Annotated in this window: 24 protein-coding genes and 2 pseudogenes; 13 read left to right on the top strand and 13 right to left on the bottom strand. The window is 39.8% G+C overall.

Annotated elements, in window-relative coordinates:
• Positions 1–32: 32 nt before the first annotated feature.
• From ACKTT2_RS41285 to ACKTT2_RS41265, 5 genes are all read right to left on the bottom strand, one after another.
• Positions 33–1,742, bottom strand: coding sequence for an RAMP superfamily CRISPR-associated protein (locus ACKTT2_RS41285; protein ID WP_407897455.1), 1,710 nt, complete (start codon positions 1,740–1,742; stop codon positions 33–35).
• A 242-nt stretch (positions 1,743–1,984) separates the two neighbouring features.
• Positions 1,985–2,440 carry a hypothetical protein gene (locus ACKTT2_RS41280; protein WP_407897453.1) on the bottom strand — a complete coding sequence of 152 codons (456 nt, stop codon included), beginning with the start codon at positions 2,438–2,440 and terminating at the stop codon, positions 1,985–1,987.
• 26 nt (positions 2,441–2,466) lie between these two features.
• Positions 2,467–3,396, bottom strand: coding sequence for an RAMP superfamily CRISPR-associated protein (locus ACKTT2_RS41275; protein WP_407897451.1), 930 nt, complete (start codon positions 3,394–3,396; stop codon positions 2,467–2,469).
• A 598-nt stretch (positions 3,397–3,994) separates the two neighbouring features.
• Positions 3,995–4,993: a CRISPR-associated protein Csx3 gene (locus tag ACKTT2_RS41270; RefSeq protein ID WP_407897449.1), complete on the bottom strand. Its 999-nt coding sequence runs from the start codon at positions 4,991–4,993 to the stop codon at positions 3,995–3,997.
• Between the two features lie 166 nt (positions 4,994–5,159).
• Positions 5,160–5,543, bottom strand: a complete 384-nt coding sequence (locus ACKTT2_RS41265) for an aspartyl protease (protein WP_407897447.1) — start codon at positions 5,541–5,543, stop codon at positions 5,160–5,162.
• A gap of 132 nt (positions 5,544–5,675) precedes the next feature.
• Here ACKTT2_RS41265 and ACKTT2_RS41260 point away from each other — a divergent pair, with 132 nt between their 5' ends.
• Positions 5,676–5,966: a hypothetical protein gene (locus tag ACKTT2_RS41260; RefSeq protein WP_407897445.1), complete on the top strand. Its 291-nt coding sequence runs from the start codon at positions 5,676–5,678 to the stop codon at positions 5,964–5,966.
• A 105-nt stretch (positions 5,967–6,071) separates the two neighbouring features.
• Here ACKTT2_RS41260 and ACKTT2_RS41255 read toward each other — a convergent pair whose 3' ends face one another.
• The 5 genes from ACKTT2_RS41255 to ACKTT2_RS41235 all read right to left on the bottom strand — a co-directional run bounded on the left by ACKTT2_RS41255 (position 6,072) and on the right by ACKTT2_RS41235 (position 9,449).
• Positions 6,072–7,412 carry a HesA/MoeB/ThiF family protein gene (locus ACKTT2_RS41255; protein WP_407897443.1) on the bottom strand — a complete coding sequence of 447 codons (1,341 nt, stop codon included), beginning with the start codon at positions 7,410–7,412 and terminating at the stop codon, positions 6,072–6,074.
• A 103-nt stretch (positions 7,413–7,515) separates the two neighbouring features.
• On the bottom strand, positions 7,516–8,001 hold the full coding sequence (locus ACKTT2_RS41250; protein WP_407897441.1) for a hypothetical protein: 486 nt from the start codon (positions 7,999–8,001) through the stop codon (positions 7,516–7,518).
• Between the two features lie 58 nt (positions 8,002–8,059).
• On the bottom strand, positions 8,060–8,257 hold the full coding sequence (locus tag ACKTT2_RS41245) for a hypothetical protein (protein ID WP_407897439.1): 198 nt from the start codon (positions 8,255–8,257) through the stop codon (positions 8,060–8,062).
• A 180-nt stretch (positions 8,258–8,437) separates the two neighbouring features.
• Positions 8,438–8,830: a hypothetical protein gene (locus ACKTT2_RS41240; protein ID WP_407897437.1), complete on the bottom strand. Its 393-nt coding sequence runs from the start codon at positions 8,828–8,830 to the stop codon at positions 8,438–8,440.
• A 43-nt stretch (positions 8,831–8,873) separates the two neighbouring features.
• Positions 8,874–9,449, bottom strand: a complete 576-nt coding sequence (locus ACKTT2_RS41235; protein WP_407897435.1) for a LabA-like NYN domain-containing protein — start codon at positions 9,447–9,449, stop codon at positions 8,874–8,876.
• A gap of 237 nt (positions 9,450–9,686) precedes the next feature.
• Between ACKTT2_RS41235 and ACKTT2_RS41230 the strand changes: the two genes are divergently transcribed.
• From ACKTT2_RS41230 to ACKTT2_RS41175, 12 genes and pseudogenes are all read left to right on the top strand, one after another.
• Entirely contained in the window at positions 9,687–10,658 is a 972-nt protein-coding gene (locus tag ACKTT2_RS41230; RefSeq protein WP_407897433.1) for a LabA-like NYN domain-containing protein, read from the top strand.
• 280 nt (positions 10,659–10,938) lie between these two features.
• Positions 10,939–11,130: pseudogene (locus ACKTT2_RS41225) on the top strand (nitroreductase family protein); the annotation flags it as partial.
• A gap of 111 nt (positions 11,131–11,241) precedes the next feature.
• The gene (locus tag ACKTT2_RS41220) at positions 11,242–11,934 is read left to right on the top strand and encodes a glutathione binding-like protein (RefSeq protein ID WP_407897431.1); all 693 of its coding nucleotides are present in this window, start codon (positions 11,242–11,244) and stop codon (positions 11,932–11,934) included.
• Positions 11,935–12,040: 106 nt separating this feature from the next.
• Positions 12,041–12,868 (top strand): DapH/DapD/GlmU-related protein, encoded by an 828-nt coding sequence (locus ACKTT2_RS41215; RefSeq protein WP_407897429.1) that lies wholly within the window; start codon positions 12,041–12,043, stop codon positions 12,866–12,868.
• Between the two features lie 59 nt (positions 12,869–12,927).
• Positions 12,928–13,449 (top strand): annotated as a pseudogene (locus ACKTT2_RS41210) (alpha/beta fold hydrolase); the annotation flags it as partial.
• An 18-nt stretch (positions 13,450–13,467) separates the two neighbouring features.
• Positions 13,468–14,190, top strand: coding sequence for an NAD(P)H-dependent oxidoreductase (locus ACKTT2_RS41205; RefSeq protein WP_407897427.1), 723 nt, complete (start codon positions 13,468–13,470; stop codon positions 14,188–14,190).
• Positions 14,191–14,246: 56 nt separating this feature from the next.
• Positions 14,247–14,873 carry a dTMP kinase gene (tmk, locus tag ACKTT2_RS41200; protein ID WP_407897425.1) on the top strand — a complete coding sequence of 209 codons (627 nt, stop codon included), beginning with the start codon at positions 14,247–14,249 and terminating at the stop codon, positions 14,871–14,873.
• A gap of 513 nt (positions 14,874–15,386) precedes the next feature.
• Positions 15,387–16,244, top strand: coding sequence for a mechanosensitive ion channel family protein (locus ACKTT2_RS41195; protein ID WP_407897423.1), 858 nt, complete (start codon positions 15,387–15,389; stop codon positions 16,242–16,244).
• A gap of 185 nt (positions 16,245–16,429) precedes the next feature.
• Positions 16,430–17,353: a DNA polymerase III subunit delta' gene (locus ACKTT2_RS41190; protein ID WP_407897421.1), complete on the top strand. Its 924-nt coding sequence runs from the start codon at positions 16,430–16,432 to the stop codon at positions 17,351–17,353.
• A gap of 3 nt (positions 17,354–17,356) precedes the next feature.
• Positions 17,357–17,599 (top strand): hypothetical protein, encoded by a 243-nt coding sequence (locus ACKTT2_RS41185; protein WP_407897419.1) that lies wholly within the window; start codon positions 17,357–17,359, stop codon positions 17,597–17,599.
• Between the two features lie 778 nt (positions 17,600–18,377).
• Positions 18,378–19,091, top strand: coding sequence for a Crp/Fnr family transcriptional regulator (locus ACKTT2_RS41180; RefSeq protein ID WP_407897417.1), 714 nt, complete (start codon positions 18,378–18,380; stop codon positions 19,089–19,091).
• 40 nt (positions 19,092–19,131) lie between these two features.
• Positions 19,132–21,366 (top strand): diguanylate cyclase, encoded by a 2,235-nt coding sequence (locus ACKTT2_RS41175; protein WP_407897414.1) that lies wholly within the window; start codon positions 19,132–19,134, stop codon positions 21,364–21,366.
• A 778-nt stretch (positions 21,367–22,144) separates the two neighbouring features.
• Here the strand turns inward: ACKTT2_RS41175 and moeB are convergent.
• The 3 genes from moeB to ACKTT2_RS41160 all read right to left on the bottom strand — a co-directional run bounded on the left by moeB (position 22,145) and on the right by ACKTT2_RS41160 (position 24,342).
• Entirely contained in the window at positions 22,145–23,317 is a 1,173-nt protein-coding gene (gene moeB, locus ACKTT2_RS41170; protein ID WP_407897412.1) for a molybdopterin-synthase adenylyltransferase MoeB, read from the bottom strand.
• A 97-nt stretch (positions 23,318–23,414) separates the two neighbouring features.
• Entirely contained in the window at positions 23,415–23,894 is a 480-nt protein-coding gene (locus ACKTT2_RS41165; protein ID WP_407897409.1) for a M67 family metallopeptidase, read from the bottom strand.
• Positions 23,895–23,928: 34 nt separating this feature from the next.
• On the bottom strand, positions 23,929–24,342 hold the full coding sequence (locus tag ACKTT2_RS41160; protein WP_407897407.1) for a GxxExxY protein: 414 nt from the start codon (positions 24,340–24,342) through the stop codon (positions 23,929–23,931).
• Positions 24,343–24,369 lie beyond the last annotated feature (27 nt).

The following is a 24,369-nucleotide window of genomic DNA, read 5'->3' as shown; positions in this document are numbered from 1 at the left end:
CTCAAGACGAGAAGCAACATTTAAATTTAGCTTTAATTGTGGGGTTCTTGTCCCCAAGATAACTGTAGCCCTTTATTTTTTAGACTATTAATGAAGGGTTGCAGTTGGTTCCGCCAAGGAGTGCGATCGCCATGAAATACTGTAACAATTTCTAGGTATTGCTTGCCGTCGCCAATTGGTAGCATTCTATGCCAGACAGAACTGACTACTAACACTTCTGTTCTTTCCTCTCTACCATTTTTTCGTTTTGTTACTGTTTTTCTTCCACCTATAGCCTGAGTTTGTTTATAAATCTCCTTATGAAATAGTTCAATAACCTGAGATTTATCAACGATTTGGCTGTAAACTGCGACACGTTCTTTATGCCAAGCTTCTCGCCAGTTGAAATATTGAGGCTCTTCGACCCTAAAATATTCCTTACATAAGTTCTCTAAATTCGTGAGAAAAATTATTAAATTTTCTGGTGTTTTAATATCATTAACCCACTCAGAGATGTCATTTTTCCAGTCGGAATCTTCGCATTTCCAATGACAGCCAATTAACTTATCGTAATGGGGATTATTGTGATAAAAATCTTTATGCCATACTCTGCGCCAAGATTTACCAAAACCACCCATTGTGTAAGCAAACTTAATCAAATATTTGAGAAATTTCACATCAGCATTAGAGGCGCTAATATGCAAATTGCCTCGTATATTATAAGTAGGTTGCCAATCTGTCTTTGGTAAAGGGTTTCGCAACTCCCAATAAATCTCTACTTTACCGGGGGCTTGAGTGTTACCAAATAGTTCCCCAATTTTTCTCTCAACTCGCTTGTCATCTTGTTGATTTTGGCAACATCCTCCCAATAGACGTTTAGCATGACTCCTTAAAGTTGCTTTAAATACATTAGGACGAAACTCTGGTTCTCCTGTTAGCAAAACTGGAGTTATCCCCACCCCATGCAAAGCTAAATCGATATCATATTGGTTTTTAGTAAAAAAAGGTAGACCATAACCAGTGCTAGTTTTTCCTCCTAATCCTTGCCTCAAGGCACTTCTTAGCTTCCCTGATATGTTTTTCCATTCTTCTTGAGATAATAATTCAGTGCTGCTAATTTCAAAAACTAACTTTGGTTGGTAGAAACTAATCAAAGCGAAAGCGCTAGTAGATTTTTCGTCTATTCCGACTTGTCTCTTTTCTTGGGGATGCACCACGTCTACTAAGCGGTAGTGGGTTTTCTCTCCCCTAGTCACCGTACTAGCCCAATCTCCTACAGGGTAGGCTCCGTGAAAGCGCAGAATACCGGGAGTTAGCTGCTTGTTGTCTCCACAGTATTTAATAGCCTGTTTTGAGTCAGAAGCACGTCTAAATAAACCTTTAATACCACTACCCGGAATAAAGGGAATCCCATTTTTACCTAACATGGGACGAAAAATACTATCCTGTCCGCAATTGCTGAACAGTCGATAGGGAAACTCCACTTTAAAGCGACAGAAGTAACCTTCCTCCATAACATCTTCAGGTTCTGTATATTGGTAAGTTGGTTTTCCGTCATCTTCATCTTTCTTGGGATAAACCCACTGCTCAATCCATATATCTCGATGAGTGCGATCGCCTGCAAACTGCAAACTGCACCGAGGTTGTATTTGAGCGCGATACATATGAGGAACGAGTTCTGGCTCGGTTTTGATTATCTCCGGTACTTCCATATTTTGTCCCTGCTTGTTCAATGCTCTTTGAAATGCTTTAGCAAAACTCATAATTACCAACTTCTTGATTACTCAAAATCATTTATAAAGTAAAACTAGAATTTTTGTAGGGTGCGTTAGGCGCAAGTTTTAACTGAGTTGTAAATCTAGTCTCTAAGTAAAGCGCCGTAATGCACCATTTTCATAAGTAAGTCAACTAAATTAGACATAAAACCTGTTGCTTGAGAAACCCAGTTTCTACTGTATGTTAAGTTTATTGTTGTTGAGTTACTTATGGTGCGTTACTTTATAAATCAGTTCTCATCTTTCTTTTTGTACCGCTGCGTCCACCAAACTAAAGAATCACAAAACTTGGTTAGTACCATTAAAACTATAGTTCTATCTTCTAGTGTCATTTCCCAAATACGTTCTGTCATTTTTTGAATTTTATCTGTTTCGTCAAACCTCACTTTTTCGTTTGGTAGCTGAATTCCTGTTGGTTTGAGAATATCGTTAGCCAGAGTGTCCCAAACTTTTTTCCAGTACTCTCCCTTCTCCTTGCTTTCTTGTTTACTGTCTCTTTCAAATCGTAAATGTTCTCCCCAAAATCGCTCTAAACCGTATGCAACTGCCATTCGCATTTTGTGGGATTCATTTAAGACATTTTTTTTGTCTCGAAAATCACTCACTAGCTTTTGAGCATAGTGGTCTAGATTATAAGGTTGCCATTCCTTCAATTCTTGAACTTGATTTGATTCAGTTTGAGCCATGCTTTATGCTCCTTCTATTAATTGATTTATGGTTTTTTCAAAATGACATTAGTACGACCAAATCCTACAGATTCTAAGCCACCAAAATAAAGTTCTTTACAAAGATTAATTTTTGAATCTTGTATAAATTTATTCCAAGGATTATCATCTGCATTGCTAGTTCGCAAAGCTATGGGAAAAACTAAAATAGTTCCTTCCGGAAGTGCCTCGACATTAAAAAATGATGTTCCTGCAACAGTTTTTTGTTCTTCCTTGAGAGCTACCCGACTTTGACGATAAAGCCCCATATCATGAATGGTCGCCATTTCAGTATCTTTGACTACCAATACCAGATACTCTTGAATAGATTCAATTTCTTTAGTTATGTACTCTTCCAGTTTCGCTTCTGCTTTTTTTAGAGGTAAACAACCTAAGTTAAAAAATAAGGCAGAACGCACAGGTTTTTTAATGCTATCAGGTACATAATAACTGTAAGGTTCAATTGTCTGTATAGGTTTTCCAGCTATCTTTTGATATCGTTTGAGTAAAGCAGGGCAAGTTACCAGAACAACCGGCTGACTTGGACAATAAATAGGAAGCCAAAGAATAGAGGCATATTCTATTTTTACGAGACCTTCACTCGTGCTATCTGGTAGCCCTGGTTTTGCATCTTTTCCATACCAGTATTCAACTAAACTAACTTTTTCTTTAGGTAGTTTCTCATTTTTTTCTCCTGATTCATTACTAGGTGTTTCTTGAGTTTCTTTCTCATGCTTTTGTTTAGATTTATCATCAGCTTTTTCTTCTTGACGCATATCTGCACGAAATCGACCGCGAATAGAACTACCGGGAATAATCCCTGTCTGGGTAAACTGGTCGCGAAAAATCAGGTTTAAGTTACCTGTTTCTTCTCCTGCACTAGCGCCAATATGCAGGGGTGCTAAAGTTTCAATAATTCCGTAAGCTTTTTGATACATTTTACGATTTTGGATTTTAGATTGAAAAATTAAGAGATTTCCAAGAAATTAATTATCCATTTGTGGGGTGAAAGCCCTTACCCGCCTATTTTAATAAGACGTGCTAGAAGCCCTTACCACAAGAAGTAGATTAGGATTTTTTTAATTTGGAAATCCCTACTATAGAACTAACAAGCCTCTTCACTTCTGCCCTATACTCTTCTTTTTATAAAGGTAGTGCTAACCCATACGCCCAACGCTTTAAAGAAAGTCCCACTTTAGGGAACTAGTTATCATACCACTCTTGCCAAGATTTACTTCTTGATTCAGTATGTAACCACTTAAAACGGGAGCAAAAGTAATGACTGTGTAAATTTTTTTAGTCATATTCAATGAAAAATAGCTCCCTTTTCATCATAATTTTTTTTTCAGCATCGTAAAATCTGTCATACTGACTTTACTGAAACTACAAATTTTCTCCAACCACTCCATAAGTAGGTAAGTGGAAATCAACCAAAGTATATTACAGAACGTAAATATTTTGGAAACTCTTGCCAATGACCAATGACAAATGATAAATGACAACCCTGATGACTTAACTTTAATTGTGCCGACTTACTTAACATCTCGTCAAATGAATCAGAACTTCAGCTAGTGCTTTTATCATTGGACGAGTTGATAAATCTTCTCCCCGTTCTAAGTGATGTACGCTACCTATGAGTAAAGGTGCTGTTTCTAGTAATTTGTTGGTGTTGAGCTTCCATTCTTCGGGGAGAAACACTTCATCCTGAGTAGCGTGTAAAATGCTGTGAATCTTGGCAACAATTTTGAGATTTAATTTTTGACAACATTTTTCCCAGTCTGCAAAGTCATTTGTATCAGCTGCAAGGATAACTGCATGGGTTGCTGGTGCAATAATTTTCTCGTTTTCTGGGGTGATTTTACCACCAATATCAACAATATTAATTAACTGGTTAGCACTCGTGACCCATTTTGAAGCTTGTTCTGCAAATTCTGGGGTAAGTTCAGATCTCAGACAAGGCTTATTATCCTTGGCTAATTCCTGATTTTGCTCGTAAGTTTTTTGATACCACGATCCTTCCCCATCGGGACAAGCAGTAATGACATAGGGATAAATACTGGGATAAGGTGCGTACAGAGTCCCTAAAATTGCCTGTTTTAAACCTTCTCGCAAACAGGATTTTCCGGAATGTGGAGGACCGCACAACACAACTTTGAGAATATTGCGCTCTTGTTGCTTTTCTTGTGTTTCAATCACATCCCCCACTTTATGGGATGTTCCATGAGAAATAGTAACTATATAGTTTTTGTATCTCAGTGAGCCAGTGTTTGTACTGATTTTACTACCCAATTTTGGATCGAGAACGGCGATGACTTCGTATAAATGAGCGAGTTTATGGGCGATCGTATAACCTACAGCAACAGATTGCGCCCCGTCAATGAGAAGACGGTGTCCTCCAGTAATTTCTCCCCTATCAATCATCTGGTTCAATAATTCTAGGGTATCTTTAACTATGCGATCGCCTTGGGCTGGTAAAGTGCGATTAAACCCGACTCGCAATACCTCGCCTTCTAATTGAATTTGATAGCTGTACATATCCGTGTTCTTTTGCAACAGTTTTACTATCGCATGGAGATGGAATACGCATTTTCCATGATAGTGGGTGACATCATGGGAACCAGAAATCAGGTACTTACCATTTGCGGTGAAGGCGGTACAGTTATTGATGGCGGAGGGTAGGGAACTGATAGCTAACCTGTTTTCACCTGAGTTCGATAAATTCCAAGGTTAATACACCTTCTGGTTTGTTGACCACCAACTTCATAATCTCGAGCCATGCCGATCCGATCGCGGTTTCAGGGACACCACGTCCAACATGCACGGGGATAACCACCTCGATGCCATTAATAATGACTCTACCTTTGTAGATGTAGAAGTCCCCTTCCCCACGTGCTGTCCGCATTTCGACCTGCCCCAGAATTTCGGTCCATGCTAGCGCTTCCAAGTCCTGCGTATCAATGACGAGCCAACCATTTGTAAATCCGGTATCAAGCAGCGCTGGGATCAAAAACGGTGCGCCGTTCGCGGGGACAAGCTGAAGCTCGAAGAACAACTCTCCGTCCTCACCAAATGTCCCTACACCCATAGTCTGCCACAGGTTCCCGTGTCATTGAGGCGGAAAATCATCCTAATTGTGTTTCCGCTCTGTGCTTGGCTGATTTGCTCCGTGAGACCACGCAGGGTCGGGTCGAGGATATAGTCCTCAGTATCAGGGTGGATGGCAATAAACCAGTTCGGATGGGTTTCTCTAAGGGTGGGGCGAAGACGCTCGAACACGGGGCGGCATCGCTCGCGCAAGGCGCGTTGTGTATCCCGCTCGCGTTGGACTACCTCTGGATCGGCTGGGGATGGGGGTACTATGCGTGTGCGGCGCGGCTGTGATAACGAGGTCATAGCAATTAAGGTAATCAAGGTAATTTCATTATGCCGCTTTTGGGAAATCCTGATTACTTTGGAGGCGATCGCACTACAAGCTCGAGCGATCGCACTTAATAAACCTCATCAGTGACGAAAGCCGCAGGTGAAGAAAATCCTTGGATTAAGTTTGCAGGCTTTTTCAAAAACGATTTATATTTTGCTCAAATTGCAGAAGTAATTCGAGCCGAATTCCCACTCAAGAACAAAAGAAACAATCATCAGATCTCAAATACTCAGTATTCGTCTTGCGCCAATCACTACTAGGAAACTCATAAACCCAGTCAATCCCGGAATCTACATTCAAAAAACCGCTCACCATCCCGTGAATCACACCCACACCCGTACTTGCACAGATACTATTCAACCAAAAAACTGCTGGGTCATTCACACCTTCTATGTAACCCGCACCTGCAGCCATTTGATGAATTTCAGAAGGTGCAGACTCTAAAGCAGCCCTTTGCAAGCTGATGATATTACCGCACATTAAACACCAACTACCCCCTACAGGAGGAACGGTCACTCTACAATATATTCGCGGTGTACTATCTTGTTTCACATCTATGTGAGTTCCCAAACACACCAGAGGACGCATATATTCCAACGCTAATTCTTGAGCGATTTTTCGAGAAAGGTGGTTGTCTGTTGCTACCACAATTAAATCGCAAGTTGCTATTTCTTGCTTAGCTAATTCACTGTCAATTGAAGTTGGTATTGTTTTGACACAAGAGCCTTCACTGTAAATTTTTTTGATAAGATGCTTGACGTAATGTACTTTATACCATCTTTGTTCTACCATTTCTTGTGTAGCACCAGGCATGCGATTGAGATTAAGAGTCTCCAATTTATCGGGGTCAATTAATACCCAATTTTTCACACCCAAACGCCCCAATAATTCTGCAAAAATTGAACCAATACCTCCACAACCAATCAATGCCACTTTTAGTTCGTTGAGCAGCCTTTGATTGGCTTCTCCAAATATTTTTTGCCGAGCAAACATCAAATCAGCATTGTTCATCTCATTTTCATTAGTTACAACTTCAAACAGTGAATTACAAAATTGTACCTTCTCAAACGTTCGTCCTTTCCTATCCCACATCCGAAATTGACAAGCTTGAAAAGCTTCATCAAATACCCCTGAAATTAAACGAGGTTTTTGGGGAAACTCAGATGAGAGAAATTGAGCGTATTCCGACTCATAGCGATCGTCAATATAGGAAAAGTCTGGTATTCCTCGACCCGCGTGAGTATGAATGTGAACGACATCTAATCCTGACTGAAGATAATTTTCCAGTAAATAGGAATGAAAAGGCTGTTTTAACACCAATCCATTTGCAGATTGATGTTCGTAACAATCAGAAGAAGGCACAACCCAAGTTTTAGGGATATACCGGATTTTACGTTTTGAAACTTGATGGCGCTGACAAAAGAAAAAACCAATAACTTCTTCATTAAAGATTCTAGATTTGAGCATGGATTCCTGAAATTCAGACCACATTTTTGGTGGTACGTGAAAAGAAATTGTAGTAGGTTTGTTCATGGTTAGTGGTTAGTGGTTAGTAGGGGCGCAAGGCATTGCGCCCGTACAGTTGTTGGTAGGGGCGCAACATGACAAATGACAAATGACCATTGACCAATGACGATCAATCATCACCATTAACTGCGTGGCGTGCTGTCACAAACAAAGTCGCAAGATTGTGACCCTTCTCAGGATTCTGACTGGGTCTCCAAGAATTCAACCAGACATCATGGTTAAATCCTCCTCCCAAACCGACGCAATACCAATACCATCCCTCTTCACTCAAAAATGGCGCACCATAGTAACTTTGACGGGTAAAGTGATGGTCTCCCTCTCCTACCGTATTCCAGGGATAATTTAGATAGCAGCCAATGGGCGGAAGGCGCGGGTAATCTGGAGGTAACAAAAACAAAATATCTGTGTTAGAAACAGTAAATTTTTTGGAAGATAAAGGCATTCCCTTAATGAGAACAGCGGTATATCTGATATCGCCGACTGTCTTGCTACCAACAATGACATTTTTGGCAACTTTTTCTAACAGTGTGAGTTCTTCTAGAATTCGCGAACTAGGCTTAAATCCCGATTTTTCTTGACTAATTGTGACAGCCATACTTCACCTGCAAAATATCTCAAAATCCACCATTTAAAATCTCAAGTCCAAAATTGCATTATCCTTTCACAATTTTGGGTACACTCCAAACCTTAGAACCTTCCTTGAGTGCTTCATTATTTTTGAGAGGACGAGTCCCGCCAAAGCCTTCCTCCATCACATCATCATGACCAATTTCTGGCAATTTTTTTCTTAATTCTTCAACAGTTGTACCTTGGGGTAAATCGACTAGTTTGCCGTTAACAATTGCTCTCATATTATTCCTCACTTTTGTCTAATTTTTAACCCACGTTCGGGTAATTTTTTGGCGATTGATTCGTATTCGCGATGCAATTATACTCGGATAAGAATTTTTGTAGGTTGGGATTCCCGTGGAGAAACTCAACAAATGCCTGTAAATGTTGGGTTTCGTTCCTCAACCCAACCTACGAACAAATTACTTAAATTTTTGTTGATTTAATTCTCCAGAATGTACTTGTTTTTGAGACCGATCGCTATCAGCTTCAGACACATGATTCATGACTACCATAAACAATAAACCTATCAAACCAATAACACTACTAATCTTGAAAAATAATAACTGTTTGCTTTGGTTTGATGTCACCTCCTCTACAAAGCCAATTCTTTTATCTAGCTTTTGTAAAGAGGCTTTGGTATTATTAATCTCATAACTTAATTTTTGCAAATATTGCGTGTAATCTTGTTTGGCAAGAGTAGATACCTGAGATTCTAAAGATTCGCAACGTTGAATTATTTTCTCATTAATTTGTGTTAGCTCATCTAACCGAGCGCGTTCTTGATTAATTAATTTACCATTCACTGTACCCATGAATAACTCCTTTCTTTTTTTTGTTTATTCCAGCATTCTGCATTTATGAATCAAAGACATTAGAACTACCAATACGGTGATAATTTTGGTTAGTATCATGTTGGTCAAATTTATCAAATACCTCAGTTAAATCCACTACGCTATTAGCTGAGTTTTTTAATTCACTTCCTAGTGATTGTTCGACTGACGCCACCTCAACTCGTATTCCTCGTCTTCTCAGTTTTTCTGCTAAATAGGCAAAATCAGAATCACCCGTTACTAAAACAACAATATCTGGTTTAATTTCTAAAGCTAACTCAATGGCATCAATTGCCATCACGACATCAACATTATTCTCGTAATCATCTCCTTTAGCTTTTCCTTCTTTCGTTACAACTAAAAAACCATTACTCTTTGCCCAATATACAAATTTTTCTTTGCTTTTTCGCTGTTCTTCAAATCTTTCTCTTGTAGGAGGTAAACCAAGATAAATTACCATTTCAATGAGTTCTCTACCTTCTTTTGGATCTGCTAAATAGTCACGTACTTTATGCCAGTTGATTTTGCGATTAAAATTTTGTGCTGCCATAAAAGCATTATCGCCGTCTGCAATAATCATGACTCGATGAAGATTTGCCATACACTTTCACCGCGTTTGTGAGGTTTGTGTTTTCTTATTTCTCATTAAAACTCATAGGTGGAATATGCACTTTCCGAGTTAGGGGTTAGGGAAAAAACACACGCTCGTTTTATCCATCTTGGTGTAGGCAATTTATAATGATTACTTAAAGTGCTGTGCGATCGCAAATGGAAATATCATTTTCCACTGACTCACTAAACTAAATACATCACAGTCAATAATGAGTGAGTAGTGAAAATGAAACCGACTCAAGTATTTCCCATCGCAATGGCTGCATCAATAGCGTGCATATTAACTGGTAGCATTAGCAAACAACCTCTATTGCGCGGACTGGGTGAAATAGCTGCATTGGGAGTTATCTCTATAAAAATAATAGTCAACCAATCGCAGTCAGATGTAAATAATCAGAAGCAATTAACCCTATTAACCAAAGAAAATACCAGCTTGCAAGTTAAACTAGCTGATGCACAGAGTGAATTAGATAAACTTGAAAAAAAAGTTAAAACTCAAAATACCTGTCAGCGCCTTTATATTTCTAAAATCGATAAATTGCAGCATCAACAAAAAGTTATTGTCGGTAATCTCGCTCAACTGCGAGAGAAGTTAGAGAACAAAACTGTTCATCAATCTGAAAATCAGCCAAAAAATTCTCAAAAGCCATTTCAACCATTATCAGTTAAATCTCTTCCCGATTCTCAAACATCAGTAACCCGTGTTTATATTGATGGCAATAATTTAAGCTTTGCTCTCGATAGCTTACAGATTGAAGTGGATTATGATGCTTTGCGAGTAGAGCTTTCTCAAAATACAACAGCTACCACTTTTAAATATTACACGGGTGTTTTCTCGCCAATGACTGAAGGACAAAAGCGGTTTATGAGTTATTTAGAACATTTGCGTTATGAAGCGATCGGGCTTCCTATTTTACCCCGACCTGAGAGTCGTAGTGTTAAAACTGTTGGTGATGATGTAAAAATCGTTGTAGATATGCTGAGGGAAGTAAAACAGCAAGATAAGGTAATTCTTGTGAGTGGTGATGGTGATTTTATTCCTGCCATCTCTGAAATTCAACGACGTGGTGCAGCAGTAACAGTTGTTGCAAAGAAGGGGATGTTAAGCCAGCAGCTTTCAGAAATAGCTGATGATGTGATTTTATTAGATGATATTCAATACAAAATCGCTAAGTTTACTAAGGTGAATGTGGCTTGAGTCATTTGTACGATGTTGTTAGTCATTAGAAAGCCCATAATCGTGACGTGTTTGCTGCGCCTCAAGCTAGTTTGGATTAAATTCGGATCGACCGTAACGGGAACTTACTTGAGGATTACTTCGTTCCTGACATCCATTGGTTTTGAGTCTTTAGGGTTTGCCTTTCCACCGGAGGTTTAGGTAGTGCGCTAACTCGGTACGTAGATGCTGTTATAATTTGAGAAAAATCACGGATAAATCCAATGGTTCAAGAACTCGACCGGAAAACCAAACCTCTGGATCTACCTGCTTTATGAATGGTTGGATTGAAGAGAAAGTTAAAGAAGTTATTGGTGCGACAGGCAATCCCGATATTGCGATCGCAGTGCTCATACGTGTTGGATATGCAGCAGAACCCCGTCGCGATCCCGGACGCTTGCCTTTATCCTACAACGTTTTTGTCGATAGAGTGGGTAACTCATACAATGGTTAGTAAAGTATAGGGGATAAGGGATAAAGGATGAAAAGGTATTCAGGATAAAAGGTTCAACATAGAGTTTTTGCGGCAATTGCAAAATCACCACAAATCAAGGATGTTTGAATTATGATTGAGCTTTACTACTGGACAACCCCCAACGGGCATAAAATTATAATGTTTCTTGAAGAAACTGAATTGCCCTATACCATCGTTCCTATCAATATAGGATCTGGGGATCAATTCAAACCAGACTTTCTCAAGATTTCTCCTAACAATCGCATTCCTGCAATTATCGATAAGGAACCAGCAACTGGAGATGGGCCAATTTCCGTCTTTGAATCTGGCGCGATTTTGCTGTATTTAGCAGACAAAATTGGAAAGTTGATCCCAGCCGATCTACGCGGTAGAGTTGAAGTCCTCCAGTGGTTGTTTTGGCAGATGGGAGCTTTAGGTCCGATGGCAGGACAAAACCACCACTTCAGTAAATATGCTCCAGAGAAGATTGAGTACGCAATTAAGCGCTACGTCAACGAAACAGGACGCTTGTATGCTGTACTGAACAAGCAACTCACAGATAGAGAATTTATTGCCGATGAATATTCTATTGCAGATATTGCCTGCTATCCCTGGATTGTCCCTTACGAAAGTCAAAGCCAAAATCTAGATGATTTTCCCAACCTCAAACGCTGGTTTGAAGCTATTAAAGAACGTCCGGCAACAATTCGTGCTTATGAAAAAGCAGAAGCCTTTAAAAATCAGGCACTTGATGTTGAGAAATCAAGAGATTTGTTGTTTAACCAATCGGCAAAGACGGTTTAGTGCTAATGGCTCATGGCTCATATATAACGCTTGTGATGTTGTTTCTGATAAAATCGAGCAGGAGTGATATTATTACTGATGAATCTGTAACATTTTTGATAGAGCTATGCACGGAATTAAAGAGTTATTTGAGAAAGCACGAGGAAAATCCATGACACAAACACTTTCTCTGGCCATCTCAAAAAGAGAAGCTATAGCTCAGTTAATTTATACCGATCTCAGAAAAGCTTTTTATGCTCTTAATTTGATAAGATACCGCCTTCAATATCCTAATGTTAAATTTAGCAGTGGTGTTAAGATCCGTGGTAAATTTTCTATCACAGGAAAAGGTCAAGTAGAAATAGGAGAGAACTGTGTGTTTATTGGTAGCGATAAAAACTTACCAAATAAAATTGTAACTCAAGATTTTAGTGCTAAAATATCCATTGGAAATAACTGCACCTTCTATGGAACAACTCTATCGGTAGAAGGAAATGGACAAATAGAAATAGGTAATAACTGTTATTTTGTGATTCACAGTCCGATCCCAAATAGTATTGAGGTTCAAGCGGCAGAAGCTAAGATAACTATTCGCGATCGCTGTTCTTTTAATGGGGCAAAAGTAATTGCTAAAAATTGTGTAGAGTTAAAAAAGCAATGTTTTGTAAGCGATAGCTTAATTGTTGATACTGACTACCATAGTGTTGAAATTAACCGTTGGGATCCCAATACAAAAGTAAAAACTAAACCTATATGTGTAGGTGAAAATGTTTGGCTTGGTAGTCGAAGTGTTATTCTCAAAGGTGTCTTTATCGGTGACAATTCGGTGATTGGATTGGGGACAATTGTTAGGCAGTCAGTTCCAGAAAATGTGGTGGTTATCGGAAATCCGCAGAAGATTGTCAAAACGCTAGACACAAATATACTTCCATACAAGTTCCCAGAAGATTTATGAATTTGGCATCCACGCTCTTGTAGTACAGTATATTCTTGTTCTGGTAATAATTGTTCTCATCTATGGGTGGTCAAATTGCCCAAGAGTTAGCTTTGGCTCGACCAGAAAAAATGCTTAGCTTGTTACTCCTCTCATCTTTAGCAAAGGGTGACGACCATTTTAATGCCATTATTGAAACATGGGGAGACCTTGCTCGAATTTTGGATTTGGAGCTTTATGAAAAAGTCATTTTGCCTTGAATATTTACAAATGCCTATTATTCTACCCCAGGAGCAATAGAAACGATTATTAATATGGCAGTCAATTACCCTTTTCCACCCGTACCCCAAGAATTGTATTATCACAGCCGAGCGATTACTAGCAGCAACACGGGCGATCGCCTCAGTCATATTCATTGTCCCACATTAGTTCTAGTCAGTAGACAAGATGTTCTAACTCCGGTAAAGTTTTCCGAGGAACTAGTGCAAGGCATTCCCAACGCCGAACTAGTTGTTCTTGATTCTGGAGGTCATGGTTTTATAATCGAGTCGCCAGAAACTGTAGCTCAAGCCATCTGCAATTTTCTTGCAAAGGTATCTTAGTCTCAACTGGAAGTTGACATGAATTTTTTTATCGTGTATGCTCACCCCGAACCCAAAAGTTTTAATGGTGCATTGACTAGTCACGCGAAAAAAGCCTTAGAAGCAGCAGGACATAAGGCGATTATTTCCGATCTATATGCAATGCAGTTTAATCCAGTCTCAGATCGCCGCAATTTTACTTCTGAAAAAAACTCTGACTATTACAAACAGCAAGCAGAAGAATTACACGCAACGGAAGTGGATGGCTTTGCGGAGGACATTAAAGCAGAAATGGAAAAACTCGATTGGTGCGACGTGCTTATCTTTCAGTTTCCTTTGTGGTGGTTTGGACTTCCCGCTATTTTAAAAGGTTGGGTTGATAAAGTTTTTGCATTAGGAAAAATTTATGGCAATGGTAAGTGGTACGATAACGGCGCATTTAAGGGGAAAAAAGCCATGCTGTCTCTGACAACAGGCGGTCCCTTAACGATGTACACGGAGATTGGAATTAATGGCGATATTCATACTATTCTTTATCCAATTAATCATGGAATTCTTCACTTTGTAGGTTTTGATGTATTACCACCTTTTGTTGTTTGGGGAGTCAATCATCTGAGTGACGAACGCCGCCAAATTTATTTGGAACAGTACCAAAATCGCTTGTTGACAATAGATAAAGTTCCTCCTATTGTCTACCCTTCTCTTGATGATTTTGATGAAAATTTTCAATTAAAAATCTCAGAATTAAGTATAGATGAGTAGTTAATGACTATTTTTATAAGGAAATTATTCAAGATGGAGAATAGAAATTCAAAAATATGAAGGGTAAATTTATTGTTTTTGAAGGCGTGGAGGGTTGCGGTAAAACTAGCCAAATACAGCGGATTCAAGAATGGCTGCACAGTCTCAACATTTCTGCAATTGTGACTCGCGAACCAGGAGGTACGGAGTTAGGTTTGTATCTACGTCAATTATTATTAGAATCAGGAACTACTTCGATTGCAGATAGGACAGAGTTATTTTTATATGCAGCCGATCGCTCTCAACATGTCGAGGGAATTATTAAACCAGCCTTAGCAGAGGGAAAAGTCGTTTTGTGCGATCGCTACACTGACTCTACCATTGCCTATCAAGGTTGGGGACGTGGAATTAGTCTGGACACGATCGAGCAACTCAATTTTTTAGCAACTGATGGACTCCAAAGCGATTTAACAATTTTACTGGATATAGACCCAGAAATTTCTTTTAATCGAATTCTTGCTAAACGAAAATTAGACCGTATGGAACAAGCCGATTTAAAGTTTCACCATCGAGTTCGTCAGGGGTTCTTGTCATTAGCTGAAAAATTCCCAGAAAGAATTGTGGCGCTCGATGGCGATCGAGAGATCGATAAAGTAACTGCTGATATTCAACAGTTACTAACAGGATTGGGGCTTGGGGATTAGGGATTGGCGATTGGGGCTTGGGGATTGGAAAAACCATTCTCCAGTCCCTAAGGGACTTCCAAATAAAAAATATCCCAGAACTTCTTGTGGTGCGGAGAGCAGCGCTGTGCGGAGAGAAGTTTGCGGCTTGGGGGAAACCCCCAAGCCGCAAACTTCGGGGGGTTCCAAGAGTTGAGGCGACTGCGGGGCGTCCCGCCCGCCACCAGTATAGGACGGGCGAGGACGCCCATCCCACAAGATGGATAATTTATTTCTTGGAAATCCCTAGTCGCTAGTCACCAGTCCCACACACAAAAAGTTTTTATTAACAAGTTATTGGTTATACATAAAAATAAAAATACAAAATTTCTTTATAAACTCCGTCCAAAAATCTAAAACTATTCTTTATCTTAGAAATCTTAGCGAGTGGGAAATTAATAATTTTTACAACTCAAATAGGACTGTTATATATGATTTATGTAAGATCTTCGTTACGTCGTTGTATTCCTTATCTCTAAGACCAAAAATAACTATATGGATCTGAATCAGATTAGTCGAGTTGCACTCCAACTATTAACTGAGTTCGGACTCAAGCTATTGGGTGCGATCGCATTGTGGATCGTTGGTCAGAAGTTAATCGATTTTGCTCTAAAGCTGTTAAAGCGCGGTTTTAGAACCCAGCACGTCGATCCAACAGTTGTTACCTATCTTGTCAATATCATTTCTGTAACGCTAAGAATTGTTCTAGTCGTTGCACTTCTAGGTTTCTTTGGAATTGAGACAACTTCTTTTGCCGCATTGTTAGCAGCCGCAGGTATTGCGATTGGTGCAGCTTGGGGTGGATTATTAGCTAACTTTGCAGCTGGTGCATTCTTAATTATCTTTAGACCCTTTAAAGTTGGCGATTTTATCTGTGCTGGAGGTGTTACAGGTACTGTGACAGAGATTGGGTTGTTCACAACCTCAATCAATACACCCGACAATGTACAAACAATTATCGCCAATAATAAAATCTTCTCCGATAACATACAAAACTTTTCAGCCAATCCCTACCGTCGCGTTGATTTAGTTGCTCAACTCCATCACAATGTCAGCCACAACGAAGCCATCCAATTATTGAAGGGGAGAATAAGTCAAATTCCCAATGTTCTGACCAAGCCAGCACCAGATGTAGAAATTTTAGAGTTCAATTTAGCTGGTCCTTTGCTAGCAGTGCGACCCTATTGCAATAACGAGCATTACTGGCAAGTCTATTTTGACACTAACAAAGTTATCCGTGAAGCTTTTGGAGAGGCTGGTTATCCAGTTCCCGAACATCGCTACACAGTTAGTCAGCCATCTTACAATGGTGCTGATAACGCTTACATCCAACCACCTGTAAACTATCAGTAGTCAACCATAGAAATTCTGACAGGTCAAGTTGGTCTAGATCCCCGATTTCTCAAAGAAGTCGGGGTGAAATTCTGCTTGTTTTTGAAAAATTCTGACGGTTTCTGCTGGTTGAATCATAATTAAAAAAACTCTTTTATGGCTCGTTTCGCTTAGCTATATTACGCAGTTACTCATTATTACAAATCATGAACTCTTTTTCTCCGCTTATAGGACAACCACAGGCAGTCGAATTGTTAACACAGGCTGCACTTAAACAACGAATTGCTCCAGCATATCTGTTTGTGGGTCCTGATGGAGTTGGAAAGAGTTTAGCGGCACGGTGTTTTGTCGAAATGCTTTTTGACTCATCGCAAAACCGTATAAGCCAGGGGAACCATCCCGATTTACTTTGGGTAGAACCAACTTATCAGCATCAGGGTCAACGCCTGACATCCAAAGAAGCCGAAGAAAAGGGGCTAAAGCGTAAAGCCCCGCCTGTCATTCGTCTCGAACAGATACGGCAAATTATTGAATTTCTCAGTCGTCCCCCGCTAGAAGTCTCTAGAAAGATAGTGGTGTTAGAGCAAGCAGAAACGATGGCTGAAGCAGCAGCAAACGCCTTACTAAAAACTCTTGAAGAACCGGGACGAGCAACGCTGATTTTAATTGCACCAACACAAGAATCTGTTTTGTCTACAATTGTATCTCGCTGTCAGCGTATTGCTTTTCACCGACTTAATGCGACTGCTATGGCTGAGGTTTTAACACGCACGGGGCATACGGATATACTACAATATCCGGCGGTGCTGAGAGTTGCAGTAGGTAGTCCTGGAGATGCGGTCGCATCTTATCAACAATTACAAGCTATTCCCAAGGAGATTTTGCAAGCCGTTACAAAATTCCCTTCTTCTTATCGTGAAGCTTTGGAATTAGCCAGACAAATTGATAAAAATTTAGATACTGAAGCCCAGTTATGGTTAGTCGATTATCTACAGCAGTCTTATTGGGAGCAATGGCGTCAACCAAGCATTATTCAACAGTTAGAACAAGCTCGCAAATTCTTACTGAGCTATGCTCAACCGCGTCTTGTTTGGGAATGTATGTTTTTATCAGTGACCAGTGACCAGTGACCAGTGACCAGTGACCGGAAACTACTCCCTTTGGGCTTTAAAATTACCGAACTTTGTAGTGGGGCTATGCCCTACAACGGCGAATGGTGGGCTTTAGCCCTACCAACCCTTTCAACGCGAACAAATGAACTATTTCAAGGAACGCTGAAACACGCTTCCAGACTAGATCGAAAAATGAGGTCTTTTGGCTATCGATGCTCTTTCATGGGAAAGTACATCAAAAACGATCGATATATTGGTCGTTGAGTTGGGCATTTTTTTGCACAATATTTCGTAAGCCCGATCGCATAAGGGTTAATTGAGCATTGATTTTGGGGCAAAAAGTTAGTACAAGCGTTCGTGTTGAAAGGGCTGGGTAGGCAATGCCCACCACTAATACTTTTGTGCGGCATAACCCACCCTACGGTATTCACAATTTTTACAAATGATTTAGGGCTGCTAGAGAAATAAATATTTTTTATTAGCAGAAAAATATTTTTGATATCATTATATTTCTACCTAGATTTCAGACGATTACTTGATGGATAAAAACTCTATCTTGCTGAATTCTAGCTGCATATTTTATGCCTCTAAATTTTCTTGCTTGGGAGAGAAGAACAAATGGAATTAATAATGTAAATAAAAAGCAATGACAAAAATAATCTAATCTAGCAATATCCCGTTTTCTGAGAAAATATAAAGAATTTATACATTTCAAAAATCAAAAATACCCTCTTTTTTTGTATTATCGGTACTGGTTTTGGGTATTGGAGAGTTAATTTTGTGTAAATTCTGTACGGTATTGTTGTACGCTAGCGTTCATCAAACTTCAGTTATATTAATTCATCAATTCTAAGTGACATCAATATACTCGTATCAACAAAGATGTCCGCTCGCAGTAAGTAGCATAAATAACTAATTGTAAGTAATTATTTGCTACTTTATCTAAATTTAATCAAGAAATTTAATGCATCATATTTAACTTAAATGTGTGATGGCACTTTACTAGATACGGGTATTATCGATGTAGCTCATAGTGTTCCCAATGGCTAAAACAGTTCAATCACCGATCGACAATAGGCTGTTATCGGTACTACCCGATGAAGTCTATCGAAAATTACTTCCTCATCTAGAAACTGTTCCTCTCAGTTTCAAGCAAGTTCTGTTTCAACCCGGACGATCTATAGACTACGTGTACTTCCCAATTCATAGTGTTGTTTCTCTACTGACAACAATGGCAGATGGGACTCAAGCTGAAGTGGGTTTAATAGGTTACGAAGGGATGGTAGGTATTTCTGTAGTCTTAGGAATTCCAACAACACCTCTTAGGGCAGTGGTACAGATTTCTGGGGAGGCTGTGCGAATGCGTACAGATATATTCAAAACAGTAATGTGCGAGAAAACGCTACTGCAAGAGGTTCTTCTGCAGTACACGCACGTGTTAATCGTACAAATTTCTCAATCTGTAGCTTGTAATAATTTTCACTCAGTGGAACAACGTATGTGTCGTTGGCTGCTAATGATTCACGATCGCATGAGAAAAAATAAGTTCCCACTGACTCAGGAATCTTTATCTCAAATATTGGGAGTACGCCGTGCCAGTGTTGGGGCAGTAGCAAGAAAACTACGTACATCAAGACTGATTGATTACGATCGCGGTGAGATAACAATTTTAAATCGGCTTGAGTTAGAAACAATTGCTTGTGAATGTTATGACATTTCCAGGACAGAGTTAGATCGATGGATTAGGGGAAATTAGAGAAGGTCGAGTCAATATGCTAAATTTTCTTCAATTAATAATGATACAGTTTATCCCCCACGGGCAATGCTACCTTTGGAAGCCAAATTTGGTATTACTGCATACTGTATCTGACTCTTTAACTGCACTTGCCTACTATACCATTTCAATCGTGCTTCTTTATTTTCCTTATAAACGGCAAGATTTACCTTTCTACTGGGTGTTTTACCTATTTAGTGTATTTATTCTCTGTTGTGGAACAACGCATCTAGTGGCAATATGGACGCTATGGCATCCAGCGTACTGGTTTTCAGGTAGTGTCAAAGCAATAACAGCTACTACTTCACTCGTGGCAGGTGTAATGCTCGTGCAAGCAATGCCTCAAGCCCTTGTTCTTCCCAACTTGACACAACTTATAACAGCCAATCAAGTATTAGAACGCGAGATTGCAGAACGTCAAAGGGTGGAGGAAGCGCTACGAGAGAGTAATGAGCGCTTTCGCAGTGCTTTTGATTCTGCTGCAATTGGTATGGCATTAACCGCAACAGATGGTCGATGGCTACAAGTGAATCGTGCTTTATGTGAAATTACTGGTTACTCACAAGAAGAACTCTTGTCTACAACTTTTCCAGCCATAACTCATCCAGATGATGTAGAGCTCAGTCTTAACTACAGCAATCAATTATTAAATGGAGAAGTTCGCTATTGCAATTTTGAAAAGCGGTACATTCACAAACGGGGACACGTTGTCTGGGTGCTTTTAAGTGCTTCACTCGTGCGCGAGCTTCATGGTGTTCCATTATACTTTGTATTTCAACTTTTAGACATCACCGAGCGTAAACTAGTAGAAGAAACTCTAAAACAACAAGCATGTATTTTTGAAAATATTTCCGATAGCATTATTATTACTGACTTATCTGGTAATATTATTGACTGCAACAGCGCGGCAGAAAGAATGTTCGGATATGCTAGAGTGCGATCGCTCGGAACAACACAAGAAGTTCTTCATAAGTCGGAAAATTCTACTGTGATGGCAGAAAAAATCATAGAGCGAACTTTAGATACAGGTCGCTGGACTGGTGAAATGAATTTCACGCGCAAAGATGGTACTGAGGGGGTATGCGAAAAAGTCGTCGTACCGCTTTACAACGAACAAGGTCAGCCTACAGCAACAATTGAAGTTAATCGAGATATTACTGAACGCAAGCAAACTGAAGCAGCCCTTAAGCAAGCCAACGAACAGTTGTCTTCTTGGGTGAAAGAACTAGAAACTCGCAACAATGAAATTGCTTTACTCAGTCAAATGAGTGACTTTCTACAAGCGTGTATGAAAAATGAGGAAGCTTATAAAGTTATTGCTCATTTTGTTCAAAGCTTGTTTCCTGATATGTCGGGAGGAGTTTTTATTATTAGCCCTTCAAAATATTTAGTAGAAGCCGTAACGACTTGGGGAACCTCAACATTATCGAGTAAAAAATTGTTTACGCCTGAAGAATGTTGGGGACTAAGGCGAGGACGCACTCATTTTGTAGAGTCTAAATGCAGTGGTTTGCAGTGTACGCATATGAGTCAGGATTGGTGTGGTGAATCTCTTTGCGTTCCTATGATGGCACAAGGAGAAGCTTTAGGAATGTTGTATTTGACTTCACAACAAGAGGGACAATTTACAAAATCAAAACAACAGTTAGCCTCTAGAGTTTCCGAACATATTGCACTGGCTCTAGCAAATTTAAAGTTACGCGAAGCACTTCAACAGCAAAGCACTCGCGACCCCCTCACTGGTTTGTTCAATCGACGCTATCTAGATGAGTTTTTAGAAAAAGAAATATACCGAGCAGAACGCAAGCAATACTCGGTAGGTATCATTATGATAGATGTCGATCGCTTCAAAGGCTTCAATGATGTTTACGGTCATGAAGCAGGCGATACAGTTTTGCGAGAACTCGGCGGATTTTTTAAACAACAAATTCGCCAAGCTGATATTGCTTGCCGTTATGGCGGTGAGGAGTTTTTGATTGTATTACCAGAAACAACCTTAGAAATTTGCTTGGAACGCGCAGAGCAAATACGCGAAGGTGCTAAGCAGTTAGATCTGCAATACCGTCACCAGTCACTTAGCAGAATTTCTCTATCACTAGGAGTCTCACTTTTTCCAATGCACGGTTTAACACCAGGGGCAGTCATTCAAGCTGCTGATACTGCTTTATATTGTGCCAAACAGTCAGGACGCGATCGCGTCGTTACCGCATTTCGTCAAGAAACAGTGACCAGCAATTCAGTGACTAGTGACCAGTGAAAAAATAAAAAATATATAAAACTTTGCTTCCTGAATCTAATGTTTTCTTCTGCTATTTCAACTTTAAATAATTAAAATAACACTAAGAACAAGTTTGAGTACAATGCGATAACATTAGATACAAGGAAGCAGGCTTTATACGACTACTCAACAACAGAAATAAAGTATGCAGATAGAGCTGCATAGCCAGCAAAGAAGGCGACTATAGCGAGCATATGAACTTCCTCCTTTTCAAGGTATTCATAGAACAATTTTTATACTTTCAGTATATAACTTTTTTGAGCACAGGATATCTTCTCATCAGACGATTCTAACGGGTCAAACTTTGTTACAAAAGATAATTTGTTGGCTATCAAAAGAAGTATGTAAAGTAATATTACTCATTACCTAGGAAATAGGCTGTAACAGTAACCAGTTACCAGTGACCAGTGGTCAGCGAGCGGTAAATTTTTATGTTTAAAAGTATGGACTTAAACACTTATAAAATTCTTTTTTGAGAGAAATAATTCTGAGGTGATACTTGGCAAGCTATGGTGTACACAGAAGTAGATTTCCCTCCCTTAGTCTCCCCCATGGATAGGGGGGGAAATCAGATTTCCGGTTCCCTCCCCCTTGCACTCCTGCCAAACTGCAAACTTGCAACCATAAAATATGCGATCGCGCTGTGCTTTCGGTGTGTTTTTCCATTTTCTAAATAAAGAGGATGGACGGGCGAGGACGCCCACCCCACAAGAAGTTTAATTTGTTTAGTTTTTTTACATCGAATGCAGTTCCGTTTCTAATAACTTGGTACTGATGGGTCGATTTCCTTACTCCAAGCAAGAATACCACCCTTCACATTTGTCCCCTCGATTCCTGCTTCTTTAAGGATATTGAGAGCTTTTGTGGAACGCATACCTGATTTACAATGAGCAATCAATCGATGACCGTTTACTAATTCCCGTACCTTTGTGACTCCTTCACCATTTTCAATTTCTGGTAAAGGTATTAAAACAGAACCGGGAATTTTAGCTATTTCGTACTCGTGGAGATTGCGGACATCTAGCAACACAAAATCTTTTACACTGCCATCTAGCAATTCCTTTAATTCTTGCACTGTCATTTCTGGAATTTCCATCTGCTGTTTCTCCTCTTGTGCTTTGGCTTGTGGGATACCGCAGAATTGCTCGTAGTCTATCAGTTTTTCAATGACCGGGCGAATTGGGTTAGGACGTAACTTCAATTCCCGGAATTTCATCTCTAGGGCGTTGTACAGCAATAATCTTCCACTCAAAGTCGTCCCATTACCGAGAATGATTTTGACAGTTTCCGTAGCTTGAATCACACCAATCATCCCTGGCAAAATTCCTAGTACCCCACCTTCTGCACAAGAAGGAACCATTCCTGGTGGTGGTGGTTCTGGATAAAGGTCGCGGTAGTTTGGTCCGCCTTCGTAGTTAAAGACTGTAGCCTGCCCTTCAAACCTGAAAATAGAACCGTAAACGTTGGGCTTATCTAACAGTACACAAGCATCGTTGACTAAATACCGCGTTGGGAAGTTATCGGTACCATCTACCACGATATCGTAGGGTCGGATAATATCGAGGGCATTTTCCGAAGTCAGGCGAGTTTCGTATAAATCTACCTGACAGTGGGGATTGATTTCGTGAATGCGATCTTTTGCTGATTCAATCTTGGGTTTACCTACCCAAGACGTGCCGTGAATGACTTGACGTTGCAGATTGGAGGTATCAACAACATCGAAATCAACGATACCAATGCGTCCGATCCCAGCTGCTGCTAAATATAATAGCAGTGGCGAACCCAAGCCACCAGTACCGATACACAACACGCTAGCTGCTTTCAAGCGTTTTTGTCCCTCCATCCCCACTTCAGGTAAAATGAGGTGGCGGGAGTACCTTTCGTATTCTTCTCGTGTTAGCTGGATTTCATCCAGATTGGGATTAAGCATAACAATTTGATGAGGAAGCGCGGATTTATTATCCTATCGAAAATTGTGTGTCATTGGGAGTCGTGAGTGAAGACTGGTGCATAAAACATTACAATTATTATTCTTCGAGATTCCCCGTATCGATGGCTTCTTGTTGAAATTGATGATTATCGTTCAAAATCCAACTTTTTATGTCAGTCACTTTGCCATTTATGACGGAGATAATGAGATATGAGTATTCTTGCCAAGCTAATTGGCGGTCAAATTCAGATGGGTTTGCTGGATTGTTGATGTGGGAGTGATAAATACCTATGATGTTCAGGTTGCGATCGCGTGCTTCTTTTTGCACTTTTAGCATGACTTGGGGTGCGATCGTGTATCTTCGTTGTTTGCTTGCTGTAATATCTCCGAAGGGGTCTGATGTCTCTGACCAGGCATTTTCTGTTGGTATGACTTCTATTACTGTTTTGTTTTGGTCGGTTAGAATACCTAAGAGTAGACCGCAGCACTCTTCTGGGTAGGTGGTTTCGGCTTGTGTGTAGATGATTTGGAGGTGTTCTGGGTTGAGGTTGAGATTCACGATTGTTTTTAACCGCACCCTTAACGCAGATGCACGCGGATGAATACAGAAATTATAGGTTTTGAACGATACGTTTAAATTCTACTTTTGGATTCCCAAAGTTGATTAATAGGCATATGTTAAGATTTGTTGCTTTTAGGTAGTTGAGGCATTGTGCAAAATAGATTTCATCTAAATATTTTACAGCTTTCAGTTCGACTAACACACGTTTTTCTACTAATAAATCGGCTACGAATTTCCCAACAACTACGTCCTTATATTGTACCTCAATCTCATACTGTTGTTCAACAAACAACCCAGCTTGTCTTAACTCATAAGTTAAGGCATTCTCATAAACCTTTTCCAAGAATCCACATCCCAAATATCTTCCAACTGTAAAAGAACAACCAATAATCCTTTCTGTAATCTCATTCAATTCCCATCTGCGTCTGTCTGCGTTAAGGGTGCGGTTCCTTACTCTTACCATTTATACTTCACCACTATGACACTGACT

This window comes from Scytonema hankhaensis NUACC26 (assembly GCF_045865695.1).
In the GTDB taxonomy this organism is placed as follows: domain Bacteria; phylum Cyanobacteriota; class Cyanobacteriia; order Cyanobacteriales; family Nostocaceae; genus Scytonema.
This window is presented reverse-complemented; position numbering and strand designations above follow the sequence as displayed.

Coding starts and splice junctions, on each gene's coding strand:
- ACKTT2_RS41285 (WP_407897455.1), bottom strand. CDS start 1,742: ATGAGTTTTGCTAAAGCATTTCAAAGAGCATTGAACAAGCAGGGACAA.
- ACKTT2_RS41280 (WP_407897453.1), bottom strand. CDS start 2,440: ATGGCTCAAACTGAATCAAATCAAGTTCAAGAATTGAAGGAATGGCAA.
- ACKTT2_RS41275 (WP_407897451.1), bottom strand. CDS start 3,396: ATGTATCAAAAAGCTTACGGAATTATTGAAACTTTAGCACCCCTGCAT.
- ACKTT2_RS41270 (WP_407897449.1), bottom strand. CDS start 4,993: ATGTACAGCTATCAAATTCAATTAGAAGGCGAGGTATTGCGAGTCGGG.
- ACKTT2_RS41265 (WP_407897447.1), bottom strand. CDS start 5,543: ATGGGTGTAGGGACATTTGGTGAGGACGGAGAGTTGTTCTTCGAGCTT.
- ACKTT2_RS41260 (WP_407897445.1), top strand. CDS start 5,676: ATGGCAATAAACCAGTTCGGATGGGTTTCTCTAAGGGTGGGGCGAAGA.
- ACKTT2_RS41255 (WP_407897443.1), bottom strand. CDS start 7,412: ATGAACAAACCTACTACAATTTCTTTTCACGTACCACCAAAAATGTGG.
- ACKTT2_RS41250 (WP_407897441.1), bottom strand. CDS start 8,001: ATGGCTGTCACAATTAGTCAAGAAAAATCGGGATTTAAGCCTAGTTCG.
- ACKTT2_RS41245 (WP_407897439.1), bottom strand. CDS start 8,257: ATGAGAGCAATTGTTAACGGCAAACTAGTCGATTTACCCCAAGGTACA.
- ACKTT2_RS41240 (WP_407897437.1), bottom strand. CDS start 8,830: ATGGGTACAGTGAATGGTAAATTAATTAATCAAGAACGCGCTCGGTTA.
- ACKTT2_RS41235 (WP_407897435.1), bottom strand. CDS start 9,449: ATGGCAAATCTTCATCGAGTCATGATTATTGCAGACGGCGATAATGCT.
- ACKTT2_RS41230 (WP_407897433.1), top strand. CDS start 9,687: ATGAAACCGACTCAAGTATTTCCCATCGCAATGGCTGCATCAATAGCG.
- ACKTT2_RS41220 (WP_407897431.1), top strand. CDS start 11,242: ATGATTGAGCTTTACTACTGGACAACCCCCAACGGGCATAAAATTATA.
- ACKTT2_RS41215 (WP_407897429.1), top strand. CDS start 12,041: ATGCACGGAATTAAAGAGTTATTTGAGAAAGCACGAGGAAAATCCATG.
- ACKTT2_RS41205 (WP_407897427.1), top strand. CDS start 13,468: ATGAATTTTTTTATCGTGTATGCTCACCCCGAACCCAAAAGTTTTAAT.
- tmk (WP_407897425.1), top strand. CDS start 14,247: ATGAAGGGTAAATTTATTGTTTTTGAAGGCGTGGAGGGTTGCGGTAAA.
- ACKTT2_RS41195 (WP_407897423.1), top strand. CDS start 15,387: ATGGATCTGAATCAGATTAGTCGAGTTGCACTCCAACTATTAACTGAG.
- ACKTT2_RS41190 (WP_407897421.1), top strand. CDS start 16,430: ATGAACTCTTTTTCTCCGCTTATAGGACAACCACAGGCAGTCGAATTG.
- ACKTT2_RS41180 (WP_407897417.1), top strand. CDS start 18,378: ATGGCTAAAACAGTTCAATCACCGATCGACAATAGGCTGTTATCGGTA.
- ACKTT2_RS41175 (WP_407897414.1), top strand. CDS start 19,132: ATGATACAGTTTATCCCCCACGGGCAATGCTACCTTTGGAAGCCAAAT.
- moeB (WP_407897412.1), bottom strand. CDS start 23,317: ATGCTTAATCCCAATCTGGATGAAATCCAGCTAACACGAGAAGAATAC.
- ACKTT2_RS41160 (WP_407897407.1), bottom strand. CDS start 24,342: ATGGTAAGAGTAAGGAACCGCACCCTTAACGCAGACAGACGCAGATGG.